Consider the following 19,618-nt stretch of genomic DNA (forward strand, 5'->3'; position numbering starts at 1 on the left):
CACCAAGATGACCACCGCGATCAAAACCGCTCGTATCTACCACGACCATGCGCATGCACCCGCTCATGCGCAGGTCTCGCTGGACTATGATGGCCGCTTCCTGCGCCGCAAGATGCTGGCCACGGATGATGGCGAGGCGTTTCTGGTTGATCTCTCCAACACCAAATCGCTGGATCATGGCGGGGTTCTGGTATTGGAAGACGGTCGTGAGATTGAAATCGTCGCGGCCCCCGAAGAGCTGCTGGAGGTAAAGGGTGACCACCTGCTGCGCCTTGCCTGGCATATCGGCAACCGGCACACACCCTGCCAAATCGAATCTGACAGGCTGCTGATCCAGCGCGATCACGTCATTCGCGACATGCTGATGAAACTGGGGGCCGATATTCGCGAAGTCGTCGAACCCTTCACCCCCGAAGGCGGGGCCTATGGCCACGGCAGGACCCATGGTCACGCCCACTAGCTCTGACATCCTGACACTGACCCAATGGTTGTCCCCCGCCTATCCGGTTGGGGGCTTCGCCTATTCCCACGGGCTGGAGGCAGCGATTGAACTGGGCCGGGTCGCCAGCGCAAACCAGACAGGCGACTGGGTCGCCACGATACTGCAACATGGCTCGGGCTGGAATGACGCGCTATTTCTTGTGGCCGCGTATAACGCCGATGACAGGGCCGCGTTGGCCCGAATCGATGCCTCCGCCCGCGCCTTTTGCGCCGGGTCGGAACGGCTGATGGAATCCGACCTTCTGGGTCAGGCTTTCGGATCCGTGACCGGAGATATCTGGGGGCTCGACCTGCGGCGCCTCACCTACCCGGTCGCGGTGGGCCGTGCCGCGCGGATGCAGAATCTGCCGCGCCCGCTGGTGTCGCAGATGTTCCTTCAGGCCTTCATGAGCAATCTTGTGGCCTGCGCAACCCGCCTTGTCCCTTTGGGACAGACCGATGCTCAGCGGCTGATTCGTGATCTGACCCCGCTCTGCACTTCGATTGCGGAAACAGCACAACACACGGGCCTTGATGAACTGGGTTCAACCGCATTCCTGTCCGATATCTTGTCGATGAAACATGAAACTCAATATTCAAGGATATTCCGAACATGAGCAGTATGAACGGCCCCCTGCGCGTTGGTATCGGCGGCCCGGTTGGCGCTGGTAAAACGACCCTGACTGCCGCTTTGGCAGAGGCCCTGGGCGAGGCCTTTTCGATTGGTGTCATCACCAACGACATTTATACGCAAGAGGATGCCGAAGCGTTGATGCGGATGCAGATTCTGCCCCGGGACCGGATTATCGGTGTCGAAACCGGCGGTTGCCCGCATACCGCGATCCGCGAGGATGCCTCGATCAATCTGGCCGCCGTGGCAGAGATGCAGGCCCGTCACCCCGGCTTGGATATAGTTCTGATCGAAAGCGGCGGCGACAATTTGTCGGCCACATTCAGCCCGGAACTGGCGGACCTGACACTCTACGTGATCGACGTTGCAGCGGGTGAGGAAATTCCGCGCAAGGGCGGTCCTGCGATAACGAAATCGGACATTCTGATCATCAACAAAACAGATCTCGCCCCCAATGTCGGCGCGTCGCTCGAAGTGATGGAGCGCGACGCCACGCAAATTCGAAAGGGCCGACCTTTCGTGTTTTCGGCCCTACGCCACCGAACGGGCGTTGACGCGATCGTCAGTTTGTTAGCGCAGATTGGGGGTCTGAAAATTGCAGATGGATGTGTTGCAGAGGCTTCTGGCGGTTGACGTGTGCCTTTGACGGCGGAATGACGACCGAACCATGTAGCTCGTAGTCCGCTCACAATTTCGTTCTTGGGCGCGGCGAACCGGCCCGATCGCCGATACAGTGCTCCACCGCAAGGTGTCGTGCCGACACCCCCCGAGGATGAACGCAATCGTCATCAATGGGTTATCTTCGGCAAGTCTCCGAAAGAGCTCGTTTGTCTCGTTGCTCGAAGGGTCCACCAGTACTTGCAACCAGTCTTCGCCTTGCCTCAGTTTTCCACTTCAAAATTTGTTGGCGTAACCTGACCATGTTGATCAGTTTATGGGATATGGCCAAAGTATAGAACCCGCCTGAGCATTGGACTTTAGACACTAGGCGACGTGTTTGGGCGGCCAAGGAACCTAGTCATTTGAAGCAGCTAAGTCTGAGTACCCGAGTCCTCAGAACGTCCGAACTTGTGGGCGAAATCGGCCCATAGCCGTCGTTCGACCTTGATCACCATCGCTGCGGTGCGGCTCATCAGAGGAGACATTCGCTGCGCGAGCAAAGCTCGAAGACAGGCGGAGTTCAGAAGAGCGGACAATGCTGTCGATTGCAAAGAAGGTGAGAAAGTCGGGGAATCATCACGCGCCACAATTGCTTTGGAACGAGGCGGCGGACTTGAGCGCTCTTCCGCCCTGCGAGCTACGCTTGTTCCTTCAACCAATTCCTGACTGTTGCCACAACTTCAGGTTTCCTGGGGGCTCGAGGGGCCACCACGTAATATCCCTCTTCCGTCGTCACCGAGATATCGAACGGCTGGCAAAGCCGGCCAGATTGAAGATCAGCTTCGACAAATTCCCGGTTCGTCAGCGCCACGCCTTGTCGGGCAATTGCAGCATCAATCGCGAGCGACGTTTGGCTGAACGCCATTGTCTTGAGAGCCGAAACAGGCTGATCGCCAAGTGCGGCTTCGAGAAACAGGGGCCATTGGCCATGAGTGTCTTCCAGCAGTACCTGGGTCAACAGGTCTTGTGGGGAACGGATCGAGTTAGAGCCATCGGCAAGGTCCGGATGGCAGACCGCAATCAGCTCTGCATTGAACAGCGGCTCCGCCAGAAGGCCCGGCCCGAAGGGGGGCTTGCCCTGACGGATCGCAATGTCGACTCCATCTGTCTGGAAATTCGCAAGCGCGTTCGATGCGTCCATGCGAACGCGAATCTCGGGGTGATCCAGGGCAAGTGTCCCCAGTTTTGGCACCAGCCACTTTGTTGCAAAAGAGGGGGTTGAGCTGATTGTCACCACGGTGTCCTGAGGCGACAGATTGGCTGTTGCTTCGGCCATCATCTCGAAGGCGCGGCGGATCGGGGGAAGGTATTTCCGGCCTTCATCCGTCAATGACAATCCGCGGGCTTGTCGTTCAAACAGTTTGATTTTCAACAACTCTTCAAGCGCGCGCACCTGTTGCGCAACGGCACCCTGGGTGACACCAAGCTCTTCCGCGGCAAGCCGGAAATTTAGATGACGCCCCGAAGCCTCGAAAGCCTTCAAAGAGTTCAATGGTGGTAGCTTGCGCATGGTACTTGCTCCAAGGGAGTAGAATTTCTACAGCGTTAAGACAGAATTACTGATTGGTCAAATGCTGTGATAGGCCCGATGTTGGACCCAGACGGATACAACGAGGTTCACGGAGACGGAAAATGGCTGACAAGAAAGTAGCGATCATTATGGGCGGCGGCAGCGGCATGGGAGCAGACAGCGCCCGTCGGCTTGCGGCTGACGGCTTCAATGTCGCCATTCTGTCTTCGTCGGGCAAGGGCGAGGCTCTGGCACAGGAATTGGGCGGTATCGGCGTGACCGGCACCAACAAATCCAGCGCGGACATGCAGAAGCTCGTCGATGCGGCCATGGAGAAATGGGGTCGCGTCGATGTGCTGGTCAACTCGGCCGGTCACGGTCCGCGGGCGCCGGTGCTGGAAATCAGCGACGGCGACTGGCATGAGGGCATGGAGGTTTACTTCCTGAACTCTGTACGTGCCACGCGGATTGTAGCGCCGATTATGCTTGAACAGAAGTCGGGCACGATCATCAACATCTCGACCTTTGCCGCGTTTGAACCCGATGCGGTTTTCCCGACCTCGGGCGTGATGCGAGCGGGGCTTGCGGCCTATACCAAGCTGTTTGCGGACAAATACGCCGCCGACAACGTTCGTATGAACAACGTCTTGCCGGGCTTCATCGACAGCCTGCCGGAAAACCCGGATTTCCTGGCGAAGATCCCAATGGAGCGGTACGGCAAATCGTATGACGAAGTTGCCGCGACCGTGGCTTTCCTGGCCTCGGAAGGCGGTGCCTATATAACTGGCCAGAACATCCGCGTGGATGGCGGCATTACACGCTCGGTCTGATCCGAGTTCCAGCGCGAAAGACAAAATCATGAAACCGACTTCGAAAGACTCCTCTTGGGAGATGGATCTCCCTGTGTTTTCAGCAACCCCGAAGCATGATGCCTATGACGTCGTGATTATCGGCGGTGCCACGATGGGGGCCTGCACTGCGTGGTTTCTGGCCTCGAATCCTGACTTCAAGGGCAAGGTTCTTGTGGTTGAGCCCGACCCGACCTTCTCAAAGGCCCAGACCGGGGCCTCGAACAACTGCATGCGCCAGCAGTTTGCCAACCCAATCAACGTGAAGATTGGGCAGTACGCGGCAGAGTTCGTGCGCGATTTTCGCAAAAACCTGGGCGGTGACCCGAAGGTGCCCGAACTCAGCATCCGCAACTTCGGTTATCTCTATCTCTCTGACTCCCCGGATTTGACCAAGGTTCTGCAACGGGACCAAAGCGTTCAGGAGGAATGTGGTGCAGGCACCAAAATGGTGGCGCCCGAAGAGATTGCGGCAGCGTATCCGTTCTACAACCTCGATGACATCGAAGCGGGCAGCCTGAACACCGTCGACGAAGGCTATTACAACGCCCCTCTGATGATCGAATGGCTTATCAAAAAGTCGGTCGAAGGCGGTGTCGACTATGTTCAGAACACAGTCACCGCGATCACGCGCGACCGCAACAAGGTAACCGGCGTGACCCTCGCCACAGGCGAAGTCATTGCGGCGGGCGCCATCGTCAATGCCGCAGGAACCCGTGTCGGAACGATCGCCGGTATGGCCGGTGTCAAACTCGATATTCAAGCCAAGCGGCGCTATACGTTCATTTTCCGCGCCAAAAAACCGCTGGATCGCGACCTGCCCCTGACCATCGACCCGACAGGCGTGCATTTCCGACAATTCGGCGATGATTACCTGGTTGGCTGTCCGCCTCTGGGCGAGGATGCAACCGTCGACCCAGACGACTTTTCGGCAGAGGAAACCATCTGGGAAGACAAGGTTCACCCGATCATCCGCAACCGTATTCCACAGTTCAAGGATGTTGAAGTCATCGACTATTGGATTGGGCACTACGATTTCAACACGTTCGATTTCAACGTGGTGATAGGTCCGCATGACGAGGTGTCGAATTTCCATTTTACCAACGGATCATCAGGGCATGGATCGCAACAAGGCCCCGCAGTAGGTCGGGGTGTCGCCGAGCAAATCATCTATGGCGAATTTCGTTCGATGGACCTGTCACCGTTTCTCTATGAGCGCTTTGCCAAAGGCGAACGCGTCATCGAACGCGCCGTAATCTGAGGAAGTTGATATGAGCTACAATGTGAAACTCTCGGGTGTCATGCCCGCCTTGGTCACACCGTTTGATGCGGCGAACAAGATCGACTTTGACGCCTTCGAAACCCTCCTGACCCATTTCCGGGATGCGGGCGTGACGGGCTGGGTGCCAAATGGCTCGACCGGCGAATATTTCAGCCAGTCGACCGAGGAACGGCAGCAGGTTCTGCAATTCGTCAAGGAGTTCGCCAACGATGACGAGATTCTGATCGCCGGCACCAACGCGCCCGCTACACGGCAAGTGATCGAACAGACCGCCATGGCCAAGGAGATCGGCTATGACAACGTGCTGTTGCGCCGCCTTTCTACACCCGTCCGACGCAGGACGAACTGATCAGGCACTATGAAACTGTGCTGGCCGAGGTTGATGTGAATCTGGTGCTTTACAGTTACCCGGCCAAGGACGGCAGCGATATCAGTTTCGAGCTGATAGATCACTTCGCAGACAACCCGCGTGTCATCGGAATCAAGGAGAGCTCGGGTGTGTTGCAGCGCGCAATCGATATTGCCACTCGGTATGAAGGCAAGATCCAACTGATTTCAGGCTCGGACGACATCGCTTTGGACTTTATGTTCTGGGTGCAGGTCGAACTTGTCTTCACCAGCCAGTCCAGCATGGGGCCGGAACCGTAAGCGGTATCTGCGATTAACCGTTCTGGGTGCAGGTCGAACTTGTCTTTGACCCGGTTCAACATCGTCTTTGTTGAACCGACTTCTGCCTGTCGGATTGATCTGGTGGCTTCGACATCGACGATTACACCGTGATCCGTATCAATCAGATAATTGTCGGAATAGCTGAAGAATGCAGGGCCTTTGCGGGCTGCAGTCCATTGGCTGGCGGGGTCAGAATGTGAGGTGAACTTGGGCTGTACCTCGCTGGCCGCGCCGAATGCCGCCTCGTCCAGCGTGTCGAGATACTCGCGGACCGCGCGGGACGCATCTGCCGGGTCAATGCTTGCCGCGTCCCAGTCTTCCTTCGGTGTTGAGTTCCGTTTGTTAGCATAGGCTTCGATCAGGCTGGCATCAATCGCCATGCGCTGGCCGCTGACGAGACCTTCCTCAATGCAGCGTGCCACAGTTGTCTCAAACAGACGACGCAACAGTTCGCTTTCCCGGAAACGGCCGTGCCGGTTCTTGGAAAACGTGGAATGGTCTGGCACCCGGTCGTTCAAGTCGAGACGGCAGAACCAGCGGTATGCCAGGTTCAAATGCACCTCTTCGCAGAGCCGTCGCTCGGATCGAATACCGAAGCAATAGCCAACCAACAGCATGCGGATCAGCAGTTCGGGATCGACGGAGGGCCGGCCCGTGTGGCTGTAGAAATCCGTAAGGTGCGCGCGAATGCTGCCCAGATCGACGAACCGGTCAATCGAGCGCAAAAGGTGGTCTTGCGGGACATGATCCTCCAGCGAGAACTCGTAAAACAGCGACGCTTGCGCTTCCTGTCTCGGTCCCATCATGGCTGATCCCTCCCTTTAGGAAGAATTGAATCAGCAACTTACCAACCGATCAAGCCCGAGTTTTTCAACAAAATACGCCGTTCGGACCCAATGACCAAGGTTTCGCTGGGCGGTTCTAGGCCGACTACCGGCCTCGAACTTTGGTTTCTGTTCTACCGCCGTCTGATCCGCTCGCGACGGCGCTCGCGACGTTCGATGTTTATCTGATGATCATGGCCTAGCGCGCGGTAGAATCCCAATCCCTTGGACCAGTTCAGAAAGTGGGCAAAGCTGTCGACCTGATCGTCATTGCGACCGCGTGGAAAGGACTGCAGTTCCCGTTTGAACGCCGCCAGCCAGGGCGCGTCTGCAGGCAGATACACCTTGCCCTCTTCGATAGGACCGCACGCGGACTGGAACCGGGTTTCCTTGTCCTTGTCAGGTCTAATGCGTTCATAGCGCCGACGGTCATCACGAAACAATTCGTCCAAAAGCGGTTTGCCAGAAGCGGCATCCTCGATCAGAACTCGATCCGGATCCCAGCGACTGACAAGCTGCAGTGCCTTGGCTTTCAGGTCTGGGTAGTCCACCTGCCCACGCCAGACGTCGAGAAGGTACCACGCATTTTCTCGGAACCCCCAGGTTGTACAGACCGAGAAGTCGGACCGGGGATCCGCAGACATCCCCGTATCCCAGCTTTGAACGACAAGCTGATACCAGCGGCGATCTTGGATAGTCTTGTAGGTACCAAACCACTCCCAGCGCAGGGGTGACCCGTCGGGAGCAATGGGGTTCTGCTGATACTGGCAATTGAACACGGCTGCGCCCATTTCACGACGCTTGGTATCCAGCGTGTCCTGATCCAAACGGGACGGGCAAAGGAGATCACCCGGTTTGCGGCACATGACCCTTCCACGCCCAAGAGGCACTGTCTCATGGTCTTCGGCGATGGCAGGCAGGTTCAGGTGCCGATAGGTACCGCGGTCCAGCAGATAACCCGGCGGATCCATCTCGTGCAACCGCTGTGCAACCATAACCACACGCCCTTCGGAAGGGTTGTCAAAGCGCGACAGCAAGGTCCCCTCAATGAACTCCTGTGCCTTGACCAGTTCAGCTTCGGAGCCCGCATCGCCGGCTTTCAGCAGGTCATCGATGATGATGTAGTCAGCGCCATGTCCAGTCACAGAACTTCCGATGGAGACAGCCTTACGGCTGCCTCCCTTTGTGGTGCGGATTTCTTCTGAGGTGTTGCCCTTTTTAGCCAAGACCGTTTCAGGGAACATTCCCCGGTACCAGCGCGCAGACATGATCCGACGACAATCCTCGGAATGTTTGCGTGCCAGATCCAGCCCGTAGCTGGCAACAATAATCTTGGCGCTGGGGTTATGACCGAGAAGATAAGCGACATAGGCAACGGCCACGGTGACCGATTTCAGGCACCGGGGCGGAATGTTGATAATCAACCGCTTGTTCTCGCCGACGCGAACGTTGTCCAACTCATGGCACATGGCCCGCACATGCCAAGCCGGATCAAAGCTGTGGTCAGTTCCTTGGTGCAGCGTGTCAAACACACGCCAAACAAAGGGAAAGAAATTGCCCCGGCAAACCTCGCGCGCGGCTTGCAGGACCATTTTGGATCAGGAGCCGTCATCTTCCGCCTCCTCATCTTCCGCACCGCCGTCACCGTCCAATTGGCTGGAAAAGAAATCCCGGAGGATGTCGTAGTCGACCTTATCCGGCCCTTCCAAAGCAGCGCTGGCCTGTCCGCTCCCATCATCTGAACCGCCAAACAGATCAGAGTCGACCTTAAGAAGCGCCATCAGCAATTTCGTGTCGCCCTTCAAAGCACCTGCCATGAGCCGCTTTGCAATTGCCTCCGCCTTGGAAATTCGGGTTTCGTGGTTGCCTTCGCGGACTGTGATCTTGGTTTCCAGTTCGCGTTTCAGGCTGGCATTCACGCCTTTGGCAGCTTTCGGTCGTCCTTTCGGATTTCCGGATCGCCCTTTTTGGAACCGGGTTGCTTTGGGCGGCTTGCCGTAGCCGACCTCATACTCTTTCGTATCGTCAGACATGATCCGCCTCCAGCTCTGAGGTGGCATCGGTTGCCGCAGAATGCGCATCGAACGTCTGGCCGGTCACCGCGTGCACGGCGTTCTCACCGGTCATCTCCTGCCAGCGGCGGATGGCGACATCAACATATGCCGGGTCGAGCTCAATCAAGCGCGCCTGCCGTCCGGTTTTCTCAGCTGCCAGCAAGGTCGCGCCGGACCCGCCAAAGGCGTCCAGCACGACATCACCGCGATGACTCACATCCATGATGGCATCTGCCACCAGGGCCGTTGGCTTCACTGTGGAATGATCAGCGAGATCCGCCTCGCGCCCTGCTCCAAAGCTGTTCACACCAGCATAATCCCAAACATTCGTTCGGTTGCGCCCGTGTTTACCCAGTTCGACATTGTTGATATGCGGCGCACCTGGTTTCTTGAAGATGCAAACCAGCTCGTGCTTGGAACGATAAAGGCTGCCCATCCCGCCATTGGTCTTGTTCCAGACGCAGAGATTGATGAGATCAAAGCCACCTGCCTTGCCGGACGCAATCAGTTCTTCAATGTGACGCCAGTCCATGCAGATCATCGCGATGCCACCGTCCGGCAAGCAGTCAAACAGCCGGTTGGTCACGCCTGAAAGAAAGCTGCGGAACTCGCTGTCCGACATTTCTCCCGACGCCATGGCAAATTCGCGATGATCGCCGCCGGTGCCGCAACGGACATGCCCATTGACCGGCACATTGTAAGGCGGATCGGTAAAGACCATCTGCGGGGTCTCGCCATCCAGCAAGGCGTCGTAGCTCTGGGCTTGCAAGGAATCCCCGCAGAAGATGCGATGATCTCCGAGAACCCAGAGGTCGCCAGGCTCCGTGATTACGGGTGCCTCAGGGTTCGGCGTCTCAACAGATTCCGCTTCAGTCTCCGTGACCTCATCCGCGCAGTCGATGATAATGTCGATCTCCGGTGTTTCGAACCCGGTGATATCCAGATCAAAGTCCAGTTCACCATCAAGGCTGAGATCCATCAGCTCGGCAAACTCGATCTGCAGAGCAGCTTCGTTCCAGTCGGACAATTCCGCCAGCTTGTTATCCGCAATGCGCAGAGCCCGCACTTCTGCGTCTGACAAGTGATCCGCGACAACTGTCGGCACAGACTTCAACCCCAGGGCTTTAGCGGCCTCATAGCGGCCATGACCCGCGATGATTGTGCCCGAACCATCCAACAAGATCGGGGTGACAAAGCCAAACTTGGCCACCGACGCTTTCAGCTTGTCGATATTCTTGGCCGCGTGCACGCGGTTGTTGTTGGCGTAGGGCTTGATTTGGCTGATCTGAGATTGGACGACTTTGTCCGCCATCCAGATCGGCGTGTTGGACGCCTTGGCGTCGCTCTGTGGTTTTTTGGCAGACATAGCCGCCTCCTTTCGTTTGACGCTTGTTAGCGTCGACAAGAAAGGATCGTGTTGGGAATTCGGAGAGAGCACGAGTAGCAACTCTCCGGACCAATCGATCCGGTTCGTTGCCCCTTCGAATGCTCTCGGTCTTATCCGCTTCAAGAAATGCGGCGCCGAATGCTGCCTGGGAGATGTATTCACCTCCCCGTGGGACCTTGTCCCTTGCAGGGCTGGCTAGAATCTATGCACGGGCTTTTGCAATTGCAACCCCCAAACAAAAAAGTAACCAATTAAGATTGTTGACGAATAATCGGGGGTGCGGCAGCAACGCCCTGCAATACACACCCCTCCAGAGATCGCCCCAGAAAGAGCTGGACTGTTGCTGTGAACCACGCATCACTGAACCCACGCCCGAGCCATTCGGGCGCTCCTCGGTACCGGGGTTCGGCATTCCGCCAGCCCCAGATCAGAGGAGACGATACATGTCCAAATCCAAACAAACCAAAATTGACAAGGTGCAAGCTTTGTTGCATCGCCCGAACGGTGCCAGCCTTGAGGCGCTCTGCAAAGCAACGGGGTGGCAGCCTCATTCGGTCCGAGCGGCATTGAGTGGGTTTCGGAAGAAAGGCGCGACGATTGAACGGCGGACCTCCGACAAACCAAATGGAGCATCCACATATCATCTGGCGGCGGGAACTGGAGAAACGTCATGACCAAGACGAGCGATGTCGCCGATCTCGCCGCCATGGGTCGATCGGATCTGGTCACGCTCTGGCAGAAACTGTTTGATCAACCAGCCCCCGCCATGCTCAGCCAACCCTTCCTGCGCCGTTTTATCGCCTTTGAGATGCAGTCCCGCCGTCATGGCGGGCTACCCCGCCAGGTCAAAGCCACGCTGGAAAAGGGTTCCGAGAAAAAACCCCGGCCAGCCTGCCCTGCTCTTAAACCCGGCGGGCGCCTGCTGCGCGAGTGGAATGGCGTGACCCATGTAGTGGACGTTACAGAGGACGGCTTTGTCTGGAACAGTCGGTCCCATCACTCGCTCTCGGCCAACGCCCGAGAGATTACCGGTGCGCATTGGTCAGGGCCGCGTTTCTTCGGGCTCACCGGCAAGGCGGCCAAATGAGCCCGCGCCGTAAAATCCGATGCGCCATCTACACGCGCAAGTCCTCAGAAGATGGATTGGATCAGGACTTTAATTCGCTGGATGCGCAATATGAGGCCTGCGCAGCCTATGTCGCCAGCCAGCGACACGAAGGCTGGACCCTACTACCCGGGCGCTACGATGACGGCGGCCTGTCCGGCGGTACACTCGAACGCCCTGCCATTCAACGCCTTCTTGAAGAGATCGATGCCGGGCGTATTGACATGGTGGTGGTTTACAAGATTGACCGGCTGACCCGCTCGCTTGCCGATTTCTCGAAGCTGATCGAACGGCTGGAACAGGCAAACTGTTCCTTTGTGTCCGTCACACAAGCATTCAACACCTCCTCATCCATGGGTCGGTTGACCCTGAATGTGCTGTTGTCCTTTGCTCAGTTTGAACGGGAAGTCACCGCCGAACGTATTCGCGACAAAATCGCGGCGTCCAAGAAAAAGGGGCTTTGGATGGGTGGCAACCTGCCCCTCGGCTATGACCGCCACCCCGATCCGAAGGCAAGAACGCTGGTCGTGAATGAAGAGGAAGCGAAAACGGTCCGGCATCTCTTTGGGCTTTATGACGAGCTGGGTTGCCTGCGCAAAGTAGAAGAACGGGCAACGGCAGAAGACCTGCGGTCGAAACGGGTTGTTCGGGCGGATGGAAGCATGAAAGGGGATTGTCCGCTGTCACGCGGTCAGATCTATTACCTGCTGCGCAACCCGGTTTATCTCGGAAAAATTCGCCACAAGAATAAGAACTGGGACGGACAACATACGGCGATCATCGACCAACGTGTTTGGGACCGGGTACAGGAAAAAATGCGACAGGCCTCCAATCGCTCCCGTGCACGCGGCGGCTCTGATACGCGCCAACACTCCAATGACCCCGGCGCCTGGCTCACCGGTCTGCTACAGGACGAAACAGGTGATCGGTTGACGCCGACCCACACCACACGCAAAGGCCGACGGTTGCGCTATTACGTCTCCAATCGACTGATCTCGGGTGGCAAGGATTTCTCCGGCTGGCGACTGCCCGGCCCGGCGCTGGAACACGCAGTCATTGATGTCATCGTCAGACATCTGCAAGACGCAGCCGCGGCGCACCAAGTACTGGCGCAACCGGAGGCCGGGTCAGCCGATGCAGTGCAGACTACAGTTGCAGATTTAGTAACCCGGCTTCTAGGCCAAGGCGGTCAGGTCGGCGCTGCTCTTATGGCCAAAGGCAAAATTGCACGAGGACAGATCGACCTCGAATTTAACCCCAAAACTCTGGCAAGCGCACTTGGCATCGCGGCCGATCATCTGCACCCGGATCTCACCCACGTCACCGCATCTTTCGATCTGCGCCGCCGCGGTGTCGAGGCCAAGATCATCGCTGGAGACATTTCACCCCAACCCGATCCTCACCTCCAGTCCATGCTGCTCCGCGCCCATGGCTGGGCGCGCGATCTGAATGCCGGGATTCAACTGATGGAAATTGCACGCCGTGAAAGCGTTCCCGGCGCATTCATCCGCACCCGCGCCCAGCTCGCGTTTCTCTCCCCGAAGATTCAGGCCGCGATTCTAGACGGGACCCAACCGCCCGAACTCACACTCAAGCGTCTGGTCAGCGTGACCCACCCACTTAATTGGTCCGAACAGGAACGCCAGTTCGGCTTTTGATAGCTTCAGATCCTGCGTCCCTGATACAGGGTTCGCCCTCCCTGATCCGCTGGAACAATTCCCTGTTCCCGCGAGAAAATTCCCTGTTCCGCTTTTTAGGGAATTTGCAACATAAACCTCTGAAAAACATGCAGTTCTGACAGGAGAAATGACCGAACTCAGACCCGTTTCACGAAAATTCCCTGTAAATTGCCGGGTATCAGGGAAATCCAGCCCAAAGCGACCCCGCCAAAATGCGGCACTGAGACTGCGGCCGGAATTGCGCTCTGAATGTACAGTCTGCTCCGTCTCTGATTGAAAGCGCACGCGCCAACTCGCGGAAATTGCGGCACAATTCCGGGTCAGAAAACACAACTGAAGTGAGACGGGTATGGGTGGCGGGGAGACAGGGATTCGAACCCTGGGGACGCTCTCACGCCCAACGGTTTTCAAGACCGCCGCATTCGACCACTCTGCCACCTCCCCGTCGAAGGCAGGGTCTAAGCGCAAGTTCGGCCAGAGGCAAGTCGAAATCGGGATTTCTTGCCGAAGCCCGCGCAGCGGTCTTTCCATGACTCTTCAGCCGCGTTATGATCCCCGAAATAGACCGAAACAGGCTGGCAAGCAGAACCAGCAGACCGGCAGCGGGGTTCCGAGGACGAGACCCCTTCAGGCAAGGGATAAGCAGATGAAGCGAGCGATCATGACACGCCCGGGACCGAAACGGTTGGCGTATCTGGCGTTGACTTTGACAGTTTTAAGCGGGTGTGAAGATATTCTTCAAGAGGCTGAAAAACCTGAAGAAAACTCAAACAAAACCGAACTCCTTCCCGAGGTAGCCTCGGGCTCGCAGCGTGACGTCGAAGCTCCCGAGGTTTTTCAGGTCACCGAAGCGGGGCTTTGGGATGGCAGGCCCTCGCTGGGCGGGATCTGGGTTGCCTACCCGGAAGTATCCCAGCCCGAGCGTGTCGTAATTACGAACACCGCAAACAACAAGTCTGTAACAGGGGCCCTGTTCCGACGTGAACGCAACCTGCCCGGCCCGGCGCTTCAGGTGTCATCTGCTGCTGCGGAACAGCTCGGAATGCTGGCGGGCGCGCCGACAAAGGTCAGTGTGGTCGCTTTGCGCCGTGAAGCTGTAAAGGAATCACCACCAGAGGACGCGCCCACACCGGAAGACGAGGCGGCAGATACGGCTGCGGTGTCGGACACCGCGGCCACCGGCGATCCATCCGCGGCAGATACCGAAAAACCGGCCAAGCCGAAATGGTGGCAAAAGAAGGCGCCAGCGGCAGCAGCCGGTTCGGCAGCGGTTGCGGCGGATGCGGCAAGTTCTGCCAACGCAGCGACCGAAGGTACGGACACGACCACAGCTGCGGCATCAGCCACTGAGGACCCAACAGAGCCCGCTGAAGAAAAACCCGCCAAGCGGAAGTGGTGGCAGAAAAAAGAGCCAGCAGCGGCAGCGGCGGGAGCCACCGTGGCTGCGGCGGGTGCAGCAACAGGCGGTGCTGATGTGGCCGCAGATGTTGCGGCAGCCGCAGCTGCACCGGCGTTGTCGGACGCGCCGGTCGAAGCCCCCGCTGAAAAGCCTGCAAAACGGAAGTGGTGGCAAAAGAAAGACCCCACTGAGATCACCGAAACGCCACTGGATCCCATCGAAGGCGCTGCATCCGCGATTGACGCGACCGAAGCGGTTCCTGCCGCAGCGGCGGCAACAGGCGCTGCGTCTCCGCTGAGCAAACCATTTGTGCAGATCGGCACGTTCAGCGTCGAAGCAAATGCGAATGCCGCCGCCGAGAAAGTGCGCCGGAATGGCATGTCGACTGTTGTGCGGGAACTGAAAACCGAAAACAAAACAGTATGGCGGGTCCTGGTTGGCCCTGCCGCAACCCGGGCCGAACGCAAGGCCATTCAAAAAGATGTAAAGGACCTTGGTTTCAAAGATGCGTTCACCGTGTCCGACTGATACAAGGAGGCGTAACATGCTATCCTCATTGCGAACTTCTGTTCTGGCCATTGGGCTTGCTGTACTGGCAATCCCGGCTCAGGCTTTTGATACATCCGCCCGCGCGGCTTATGTGATCGATCAGACCACCGGTACGGTGCTTTTGGCAAAAGACGCCGATCAGCCCTTGCCTCCTGCATCCATGTCCAAGCTCATGACGCTGTATGTTGCTTTCGAAGCGCTGCGTGACGGAAGACTGACGCTGGACGAAACCCTGCCCGTGTCCGAACACGCGATGAGCTATGGCGGCTCGACCATGTTTCTGAACACGCAGGACCGGGTTCGGGTCGAGGACCTGCTGCGCGGCATCATCGTTCTGTCAGGCAACGACGCCTGCGTGGTCCTCGCCGAGGCGCTAAGCCCTGACGGGACAGAGGCCGGGTTTGCCCGCTATATGACCCAGCGCGCAAAGCAGATCGGTATGAACAACTCGAATTTCGCGAACTCGAACGGTTGGCCTGCCGCCGGACATATGATGTCGGTTCATGATCTTGCGGTTCTGGCCGACAGGCTGATTACCGACTTTCCCGAATACTACCCCCTGTTTTCAGAAGAGGTATTCGAATTCGATGGCCGTGCGCCGTCGAATGCCCGTAACCGCAATCCATTGCTGAAACTGAGCATTGGCGCGGATGGCCTGAAAACCGGCCATACGCAGGAGGCCGGATACGGCCTGGTCGGGTCTGCCAAACAAGGCGATCGCCGTGTCATCTTTGTCCTCAGCGGGCTGGACAGCACCGGTCAACGGGCAGAGGAGGCTGAGGCCGTGGTTAACTGGTCGTTTCGAAATTTTGTCGAGAGGACAGTTGCCAACGCGGAAACGCCGATAGCCGAAGCCAAGCTGTGGATGGGCGAGAAAAAGACTGTTGGTCTTGTACCTGACGGCGATCTGACGGTTCTGTTTCCGGTTCTGGGCACACAAAACGTCAAGGCTGAAGTTGTCTATCAGGGTCCTATCAATGCGCCGGTCAAGAAAGGCCAGCAACTGGCCGAACTTGTCATCAAGCCTGAAGGATTGCCGGAAATTCGACGTCCACTGGTGGCAGCGGAAGACGTTGCAATTGGTGGATTTGTCGTCCGTATGCTGACCGTTGGCGGCATAGTTCTGAAAGACGTGATCAATAACCCACTGGAGTCGATGTGACCAAGGCGGGGTTATTTCTGACTTTCGAAGGCATTGACGGATCAGGCAAGTCAACTCAGGCGCGGATGCTGGCGGATCAACTGCGGGCGCAGGGTCATGAGGTCGTTTTGACGCGTGAACCGGGCGGCTCACCCGGCGCGGAGGAAATCCGCAGCCTGGTATTGGAAGGTGATCCCGACCGCTGGTCGGCCGAAACGGAAATCCTGCTTTTCACGGCCGCCCGCCGCGACCATCTGGAACGTACGATCGAACCCGCACTTGCCGCAGGGCAAGTGGTGATCTGCGACCGCTTTGCCGACAGCACACGTATGTATCAGGGCCTGTCGCGGGGCGATCTGCGCGGCCTTGTTGATCAGCTGCACAGCCTGATGATCAAGCGCGAGCCGAACTTGACGCTGCTGATCGACATGGACCCCGATACCGGCCTGTCCCGCGCCAAAGGGCGGCAAGGCGCGGAAGAACGGTTCGAAGATTTCGGCCCGGACCTACAAAGGAAAATGCGGGCTGGCTTTCTGGCACTGGCCCATGAGTTTTCCGACCGTTTCCGCGTGGTGGACGGTAACCGGGACATGGACAGCGTTGCGCAGGATGTGACAGAAATCGTCCAGGCTGCTTTGCGATAGACGATGAATGACGAAATCCCCTCTCCGGATCAGGTGCCCGGTGCGCCGCATCCCCGCGAGACCGTCCGGCTTTTTGGTCAGGATGCGGCGGAACAGGCGTTTCTGACCGCCTACAACTCGGACCGGCTGCACCACGGCTGGTTGCTGACCGGGCCGCGTGGCGTCGGCAAGGCAACGTTGGCCTGGCGGATTGCGCGGTTCTTGCTGGCAACACCTTTGGCAAACGACGGTGGGCTGTTTGGCGCGCCGCCACCGCCAGAGACGCTCGACATTGATCGCGACCACCCGGTGTCACGTCGCATTCTGGCCGGGGCCGAGCCGGGATTGGCCGCGATAGCCCGGTCGCTGAATGATCAGGGGCGGCTGCGCAACGAAATCGTTGTGGACGACATCCGAAAGCTGGGAAAGTTCTTTGGCCTGTCCTCTGCCGATGGTGGGCGCCGGATTGTAATCGTGGATTCGGCGGATGAGATGAATGTCAGCGCCGCCAATGCTTTGCTGAAGATGCTGGAAGAGCCTCCGGCGCGTACAACTCTTTTGCTGGTATCGCACCAACCCTCGCGCTTGTTGCCGACCATCCGCTCTCGGTGCCGGACCTTGCGTCTTGGGTCCCTGAGTGCCGGGGATATGCAGGACGCGCTGTCGCAAACCGGGACGACCTTACCGACGCATCCCGAATATCTCGCCGCATTGGCCGCTGGCTCGGTCGGGGAGGCCGTTCGCCTGATCAATCTGGGCGGACTTGAAATCTATGCCGAACTGATTGCCATTCTGGGCACCCTGCCCCGCCTGGACCGGCAGCGCGCGCTGGCCCTGGCCGAGGCCGCGGCACAACGCGGCGCGGCCGAGCGCTTTGATCTGCTGCTGACACTGATCGATATCGCCTTGTCTCGGCTGGCCCTGACCGGGGCAACCGGAGCACCGCCGACCTCTGAGGCCGCCCCGAACGAAGCTGAAACGCTGGCCAGACTGTCGGATTCTTCGGATCAGGCCCGTCGCTGGGCCGAAGTCGCAGCGACAATCACAGCCCGCGCGCGACATGGTCAGGCGGTGAACCTTGACCCTGCCGCTCTGGTCCTAGATACGGTGTTCAAGATACAGGAAACCGCCGGCCAGGTCAGATGAGCGACATCCCCCAGATCACCGACAGTCATTGCCATCTGGACTTCCCGGATTTTGACGGTCAGTTGGACGACATCATCTCGCGCGCGGCTGAGGCTGGCGTGACCCGGATGGTGACGATTTGCACCAAACTGCGCAATGAACCCGCGGTCCGTGCAATTGCCGAAGCCCATGCACCGGTATTCTACGCCGCAGGCACCCACCCGATGAGCGCCGCAGACGAGCCTATGGTCTCGGTCGATGAACTGGTCGCGTTGGCACAGCACCCGAAATTTGTGGGCATCGGCGAATCCGGTCTGGATTACCACTATACTGCCGACAGCGCTGAGCTTCAGATTCAATCCCTGCGCATTCATATCGAAGCTGCCCAGCGCACTGGGTTGCCTTTGATCATTCATGCCCGCGCCGCAGACGACGATATGGCCCGAATTCTGGCCGAAGAGTATCGCAATGCGCCTTATTCCTGCGTGATGCACTGTTTTTCGTCCTCGGCCGAGTTGGCCAAAGCCGCGCTGGATCTGGGATTTTATCTGTCCATGTCCGGCATTGCGGCCTTTCCCAAAAGCCACGAGTTGCGCGACATTTTCGCAAGCGCGCCGGTGGATCGCATTCTGGTGGAAACCGACGCGCCCTATCTGGCGCCGCCCCCTTATCGTGGCAAGCGAAACGAACCGGCTTATACCGCGCATACAGCCCGAAAAGGGGCCGAACTGTTCGGGCTGGAGTATCCGGCTTTTGCCGCCCAAACTCAGGCGAATTTTGACCGGCTGTTCAGCAAGGCGGCAACGAACAGGGCCGCTGCATGACCGAATTGCGATTTACCATTCTGGGCTGCGGATCGTCAGGCGGCGTACCCCGGTTGGGTGGCCACTGGGGTGCTTGCGATCCTGCTAACCCCAGGAACATTCGCCGGCGCTGTTCCCTGCTTGTCGAGCGTGACGGCCCCGGCGGCACAACCTCAGTGTTGATTGATACGACCCCGGACATGCGCAGCCAGTTGCTGGACACGGGCACCGGGCGGCTTGATGGTGTAGTCTATACACACTCTCACGCGGATCATGTCCATGGAATCGACGACCTGCGCATGATCGTGTTCAACATGAAAACCCGTGTACCGGTCTGGGCTGATGGTGATACTCAGAACGCCCTGCTGGGGCGGTTTGGATACGCCTTCATTCAACCCGAAGGGTCACCTTATCCTCCGATCCTCGACCTCAAGTCCATCGACGGGCCGTTCGAAATTGATGGACCCGGCGGGCCCATTCCGTTTCGTCCATTCAAGGTCAATCACGGCTCGATAGATTCTCTAGGTTTTCGCATGGGACGGCTCGCCTATTTGCCGGATGTTGCCGAAATATACGACGACGCATGGCCTGAAATGGAAGGGTTGGAATATCTTATAATCGACGCCCTGCGCCGAAGCCCTCATCCCACACATGCACATCTGGAAAAAACGCTTGAGTGGATTGAGAAGCTGCAACCAAAACAGGCGATACTAACCAACATGCATATCGATCTGGACTATATGACCGTCGATGCAGAAACTCCGGACAATATCACCCCCGCCTATGACGGGATGGTGATACATCACGCGTTTCAGGCCCCTGTTCCTTTTGCATAAGATATCGCAACCT

Annotated in this window: 20 protein-coding genes, 1 tRNA gene and 1 pseudogene; 16 read left to right on the plus strand and 6 right to left on the minus strand. The window is 58.0% G+C overall.

Translation table 11 applies throughout. From position 1 onward, the window contains the following. The first annotated feature begins 7 nt into the window (after positions 1-7). Genes ureE through ureG form a run of 3 tightly spaced genes read left to right on the plus strand, consistent with a single transcriptional unit; the run spans position 8 to position 1,744 of the window. Positions 8-460, plus strand: coding sequence for an urease accessory protein UreE (ureE, locus tag ACR0DY_RS07155; protein ID WP_209504410.1), 453 nt, complete (start codon positions 8-10; stop codon positions 458-460). Continuing rightward, positions 426-1,097, plus strand: coding sequence for an urease accessory protein UreF (locus ACR0DY_RS07160; protein WP_245220424.1), 672 nt, complete (start codon positions 426-428; stop codon positions 1,095-1,097). The genes ureE and ACR0DY_RS07160 overlap by 35 nt, the downstream gene beginning before the upstream one ends. Continuing rightward, positions 1,094-1,744: an urease accessory protein UreG gene (gene ureG, locus ACR0DY_RS07165; RefSeq protein ID WP_480481751.1), complete on the plus strand. Its 651-nt coding sequence runs from the start codon at positions 1,094-1,096 to the stop codon at positions 1,742-1,744. Before ACR0DY_RS07160 ends, ureG begins: the two co-directional genes overlap by 4 nt. 664 nt (positions 1,745-2,408) lie before the next feature. Here ureG and gcvA read toward each other — a convergent pair. Continuing rightward, the gene (gene gcvA / locus ACR0DY_RS07170; protein WP_480476256.1) at positions 2,409-3,281 is read right to left on the minus strand and encodes a transcriptional regulator GcvA; all 873 of its coding nucleotides are present in this window, start codon (positions 3,279-3,281) and stop codon (positions 2,409-2,411) included. Between the two features lie 122 nt (positions 3,282-3,403). Between gcvA and ACR0DY_RS07175 the strand changes: the two genes are divergently transcribed. The 4 genes from ACR0DY_RS07175 to ACR0DY_RS07190 are packed head-to-tail and all read left to right on the plus strand — an operon-like array spanning position 3,404 to position 6,059. Next, a complete protein-coding gene (locus ACR0DY_RS07175; protein WP_480476254.1) occupies positions 3,404-4,111 on the plus strand; it encodes an SDR family oxidoreductase in 708 nt (235 codons plus the stop codon). A gap of 28 nt (positions 4,112-4,139) precedes the next feature. Beyond that, the gene (locus ACR0DY_RS07180) at positions 4,140-5,390 is read left to right on the plus strand and encodes an NAD(P)/FAD-dependent oxidoreductase (protein WP_480481752.1); all 1,251 of its coding nucleotides are present in this window, start codon (positions 4,140-4,142) and stop codon (positions 5,388-5,390) included. A gap of 10 nt (positions 5,391-5,400) precedes the next feature. Next, positions 5,401-5,760 (plus strand): dihydrodipicolinate synthase family protein, encoded by a 360-nt coding sequence (locus ACR0DY_RS07185; protein ID WP_480481753.1) that lies wholly within the window; start codon positions 5,401-5,403, stop codon positions 5,758-5,760. 17 nt (positions 5,761-5,777) lie between these two features. Further along, positions 5,778-6,059 carry a dihydrodipicolinate synthase family protein gene (locus tag ACR0DY_RS07190; protein ID WP_480545712.1) on the plus strand — a complete coding sequence of 94 codons (282 nt, stop codon included), beginning with the start codon at positions 5,778-5,780 and terminating at the stop codon, positions 6,057-6,059. On the opposite strand, the pseudogene ACR0DY_RS07195 reads toward ACR0DY_RS07190, so the two are convergent. From ACR0DY_RS07195 to ACR0DY_RS07210, 4 genes and pseudogenes are all read right to left on the minus strand, one after another. After that, positions 6,026-6,886: pseudogene (locus ACR0DY_RS07195) on the minus strand (transposase); the annotation flags it as partial. The gene ACR0DY_RS07190 and the pseudogene ACR0DY_RS07195 overlap by 34 nt on opposite strands. 152 nt (positions 6,887-7,038) lie before the next feature. Further along, positions 7,039-8,496, minus strand: a complete 1,458-nt coding sequence (terL, locus tag ACR0DY_RS07200) for a phage terminase large subunit (RefSeq protein WP_480898012.1) — start codon at positions 8,494-8,496, stop codon at positions 7,039-7,041. Between the two features lie 6 nt (positions 8,497-8,502). After that, positions 8,503-8,937 (minus strand): DUF5681 domain-containing protein, encoded by a 435-nt coding sequence (locus ACR0DY_RS07205; RefSeq protein ID WP_480898014.1) that lies wholly within the window; start codon positions 8,935-8,937, stop codon positions 8,503-8,505. After that, entirely contained in the window at positions 8,930-10,324 is a 1,395-nt protein-coding gene (locus ACR0DY_RS07210) for a site-specific DNA-methyltransferase (protein ID WP_480898016.1), read from the minus strand. The genes ACR0DY_RS07205 and ACR0DY_RS07210 overlap by 8 nt, the downstream gene beginning before the upstream one ends. A gap of 464 nt (positions 10,325-10,788) precedes the next feature. Here ACR0DY_RS07210 and ACR0DY_RS07215 point away from each other — a divergent pair, with 464 nt between their 5' ends. Genes ACR0DY_RS07215 through ACR0DY_RS07225 form a run of 3 tightly spaced genes read left to right on the plus strand, consistent with a single transcriptional unit; the run spans position 10,789 to position 13,108 of the window. Further along, positions 10,789-11,019, plus strand: a complete 231-nt coding sequence (locus ACR0DY_RS07215) for a DUF3489 domain-containing protein (protein ID WP_480481758.1) — start codon at positions 10,789-10,791, stop codon at positions 11,017-11,019. Continuing rightward, positions 11,016-11,432 carry a DUF2924 domain-containing protein gene (locus ACR0DY_RS07220; protein ID WP_480481759.1) on the plus strand — a complete coding sequence of 139 codons (417 nt, stop codon included), beginning with the start codon at positions 11,016-11,018 and terminating at the stop codon, positions 11,430-11,432. The genes ACR0DY_RS07215 and ACR0DY_RS07220 overlap by 4 nt, the downstream gene beginning before the upstream one ends. Beyond that, on the plus strand, positions 11,429-13,108 hold the full coding sequence (locus ACR0DY_RS07225; protein ID WP_480545714.1) for a recombinase family protein: 1,680 nt from the start codon (positions 11,429-11,431) through the stop codon (positions 13,106-13,108). Before ACR0DY_RS07220 ends, ACR0DY_RS07225 begins: the two co-directional genes overlap by 4 nt. Before the next feature lie 375 nt (positions 13,109-13,483). Here ACR0DY_RS07225 and ACR0DY_RS07230 read toward each other — a convergent pair. Next, positions 13,484-13,573 (minus strand) — tRNA-Ser (locus ACR0DY_RS07230). Between the two features lie 202 nt (positions 13,574-13,775). Here ACR0DY_RS07230 and ACR0DY_RS07235 point away from each other — a divergent pair. The 6 genes from ACR0DY_RS07235 to ACR0DY_RS07260 are packed head-to-tail and all read left to right on the plus strand — an operon-like array spanning position 13,776 to position 19,605. Continuing rightward, entirely contained in the window at positions 13,776-15,056 is a 1,281-nt protein-coding gene (locus ACR0DY_RS07235; RefSeq protein ID WP_480537462.1) for an SPOR domain-containing protein, read from the plus strand. A 16-nt stretch (positions 15,057-15,072) separates the two neighbouring features. Continuing rightward, entirely contained in the window at positions 15,073-16,239 is a 1,167-nt protein-coding gene (locus tag ACR0DY_RS07240; protein ID WP_480486176.1) for a D-alanyl-D-alanine carboxypeptidase family protein, read from the plus strand. Next, positions 16,236-16,862, plus strand: a complete 627-nt coding sequence (gene tmk, locus ACR0DY_RS07245) for a dTMP kinase (protein WP_480486178.1) — start codon at positions 16,236-16,238, stop codon at positions 16,860-16,862. Before ACR0DY_RS07240 ends, tmk begins: the two co-directional genes overlap by 4 nt. Before the next feature lie 3 nt (positions 16,863-16,865). Then, positions 16,866-17,987: a DNA polymerase III subunit delta' gene (locus ACR0DY_RS07250; protein ID WP_480481763.1), complete on the plus strand. Its 1,122-nt coding sequence runs from the start codon at positions 16,866-16,868 to the stop codon at positions 17,985-17,987. Next, the gene (locus ACR0DY_RS07255; protein WP_480545716.1) at positions 17,984-18,790 is read left to right on the plus strand and encodes a TatD family hydrolase; all 807 of its coding nucleotides are present in this window, start codon (positions 17,984-17,986) and stop codon (positions 18,788-18,790) included. Before ACR0DY_RS07250 ends, ACR0DY_RS07255 begins: the two co-directional genes overlap by 4 nt. Then, on the plus strand, positions 18,787-19,605 hold the full coding sequence (locus tag ACR0DY_RS07260) for an MBL fold metallo-hydrolase (protein ID WP_480506331.1): 819 nt from the start codon (positions 18,787-18,789) through the stop codon (positions 19,603-19,605). Before ACR0DY_RS07255 ends, ACR0DY_RS07260 begins: the two co-directional genes overlap by 4 nt. Positions 19,606-19,618: the final 13 nt, after the last annotated feature.

It is taken from the genome of Ruegeria sp. O6, from assembly GCF_056535045.1.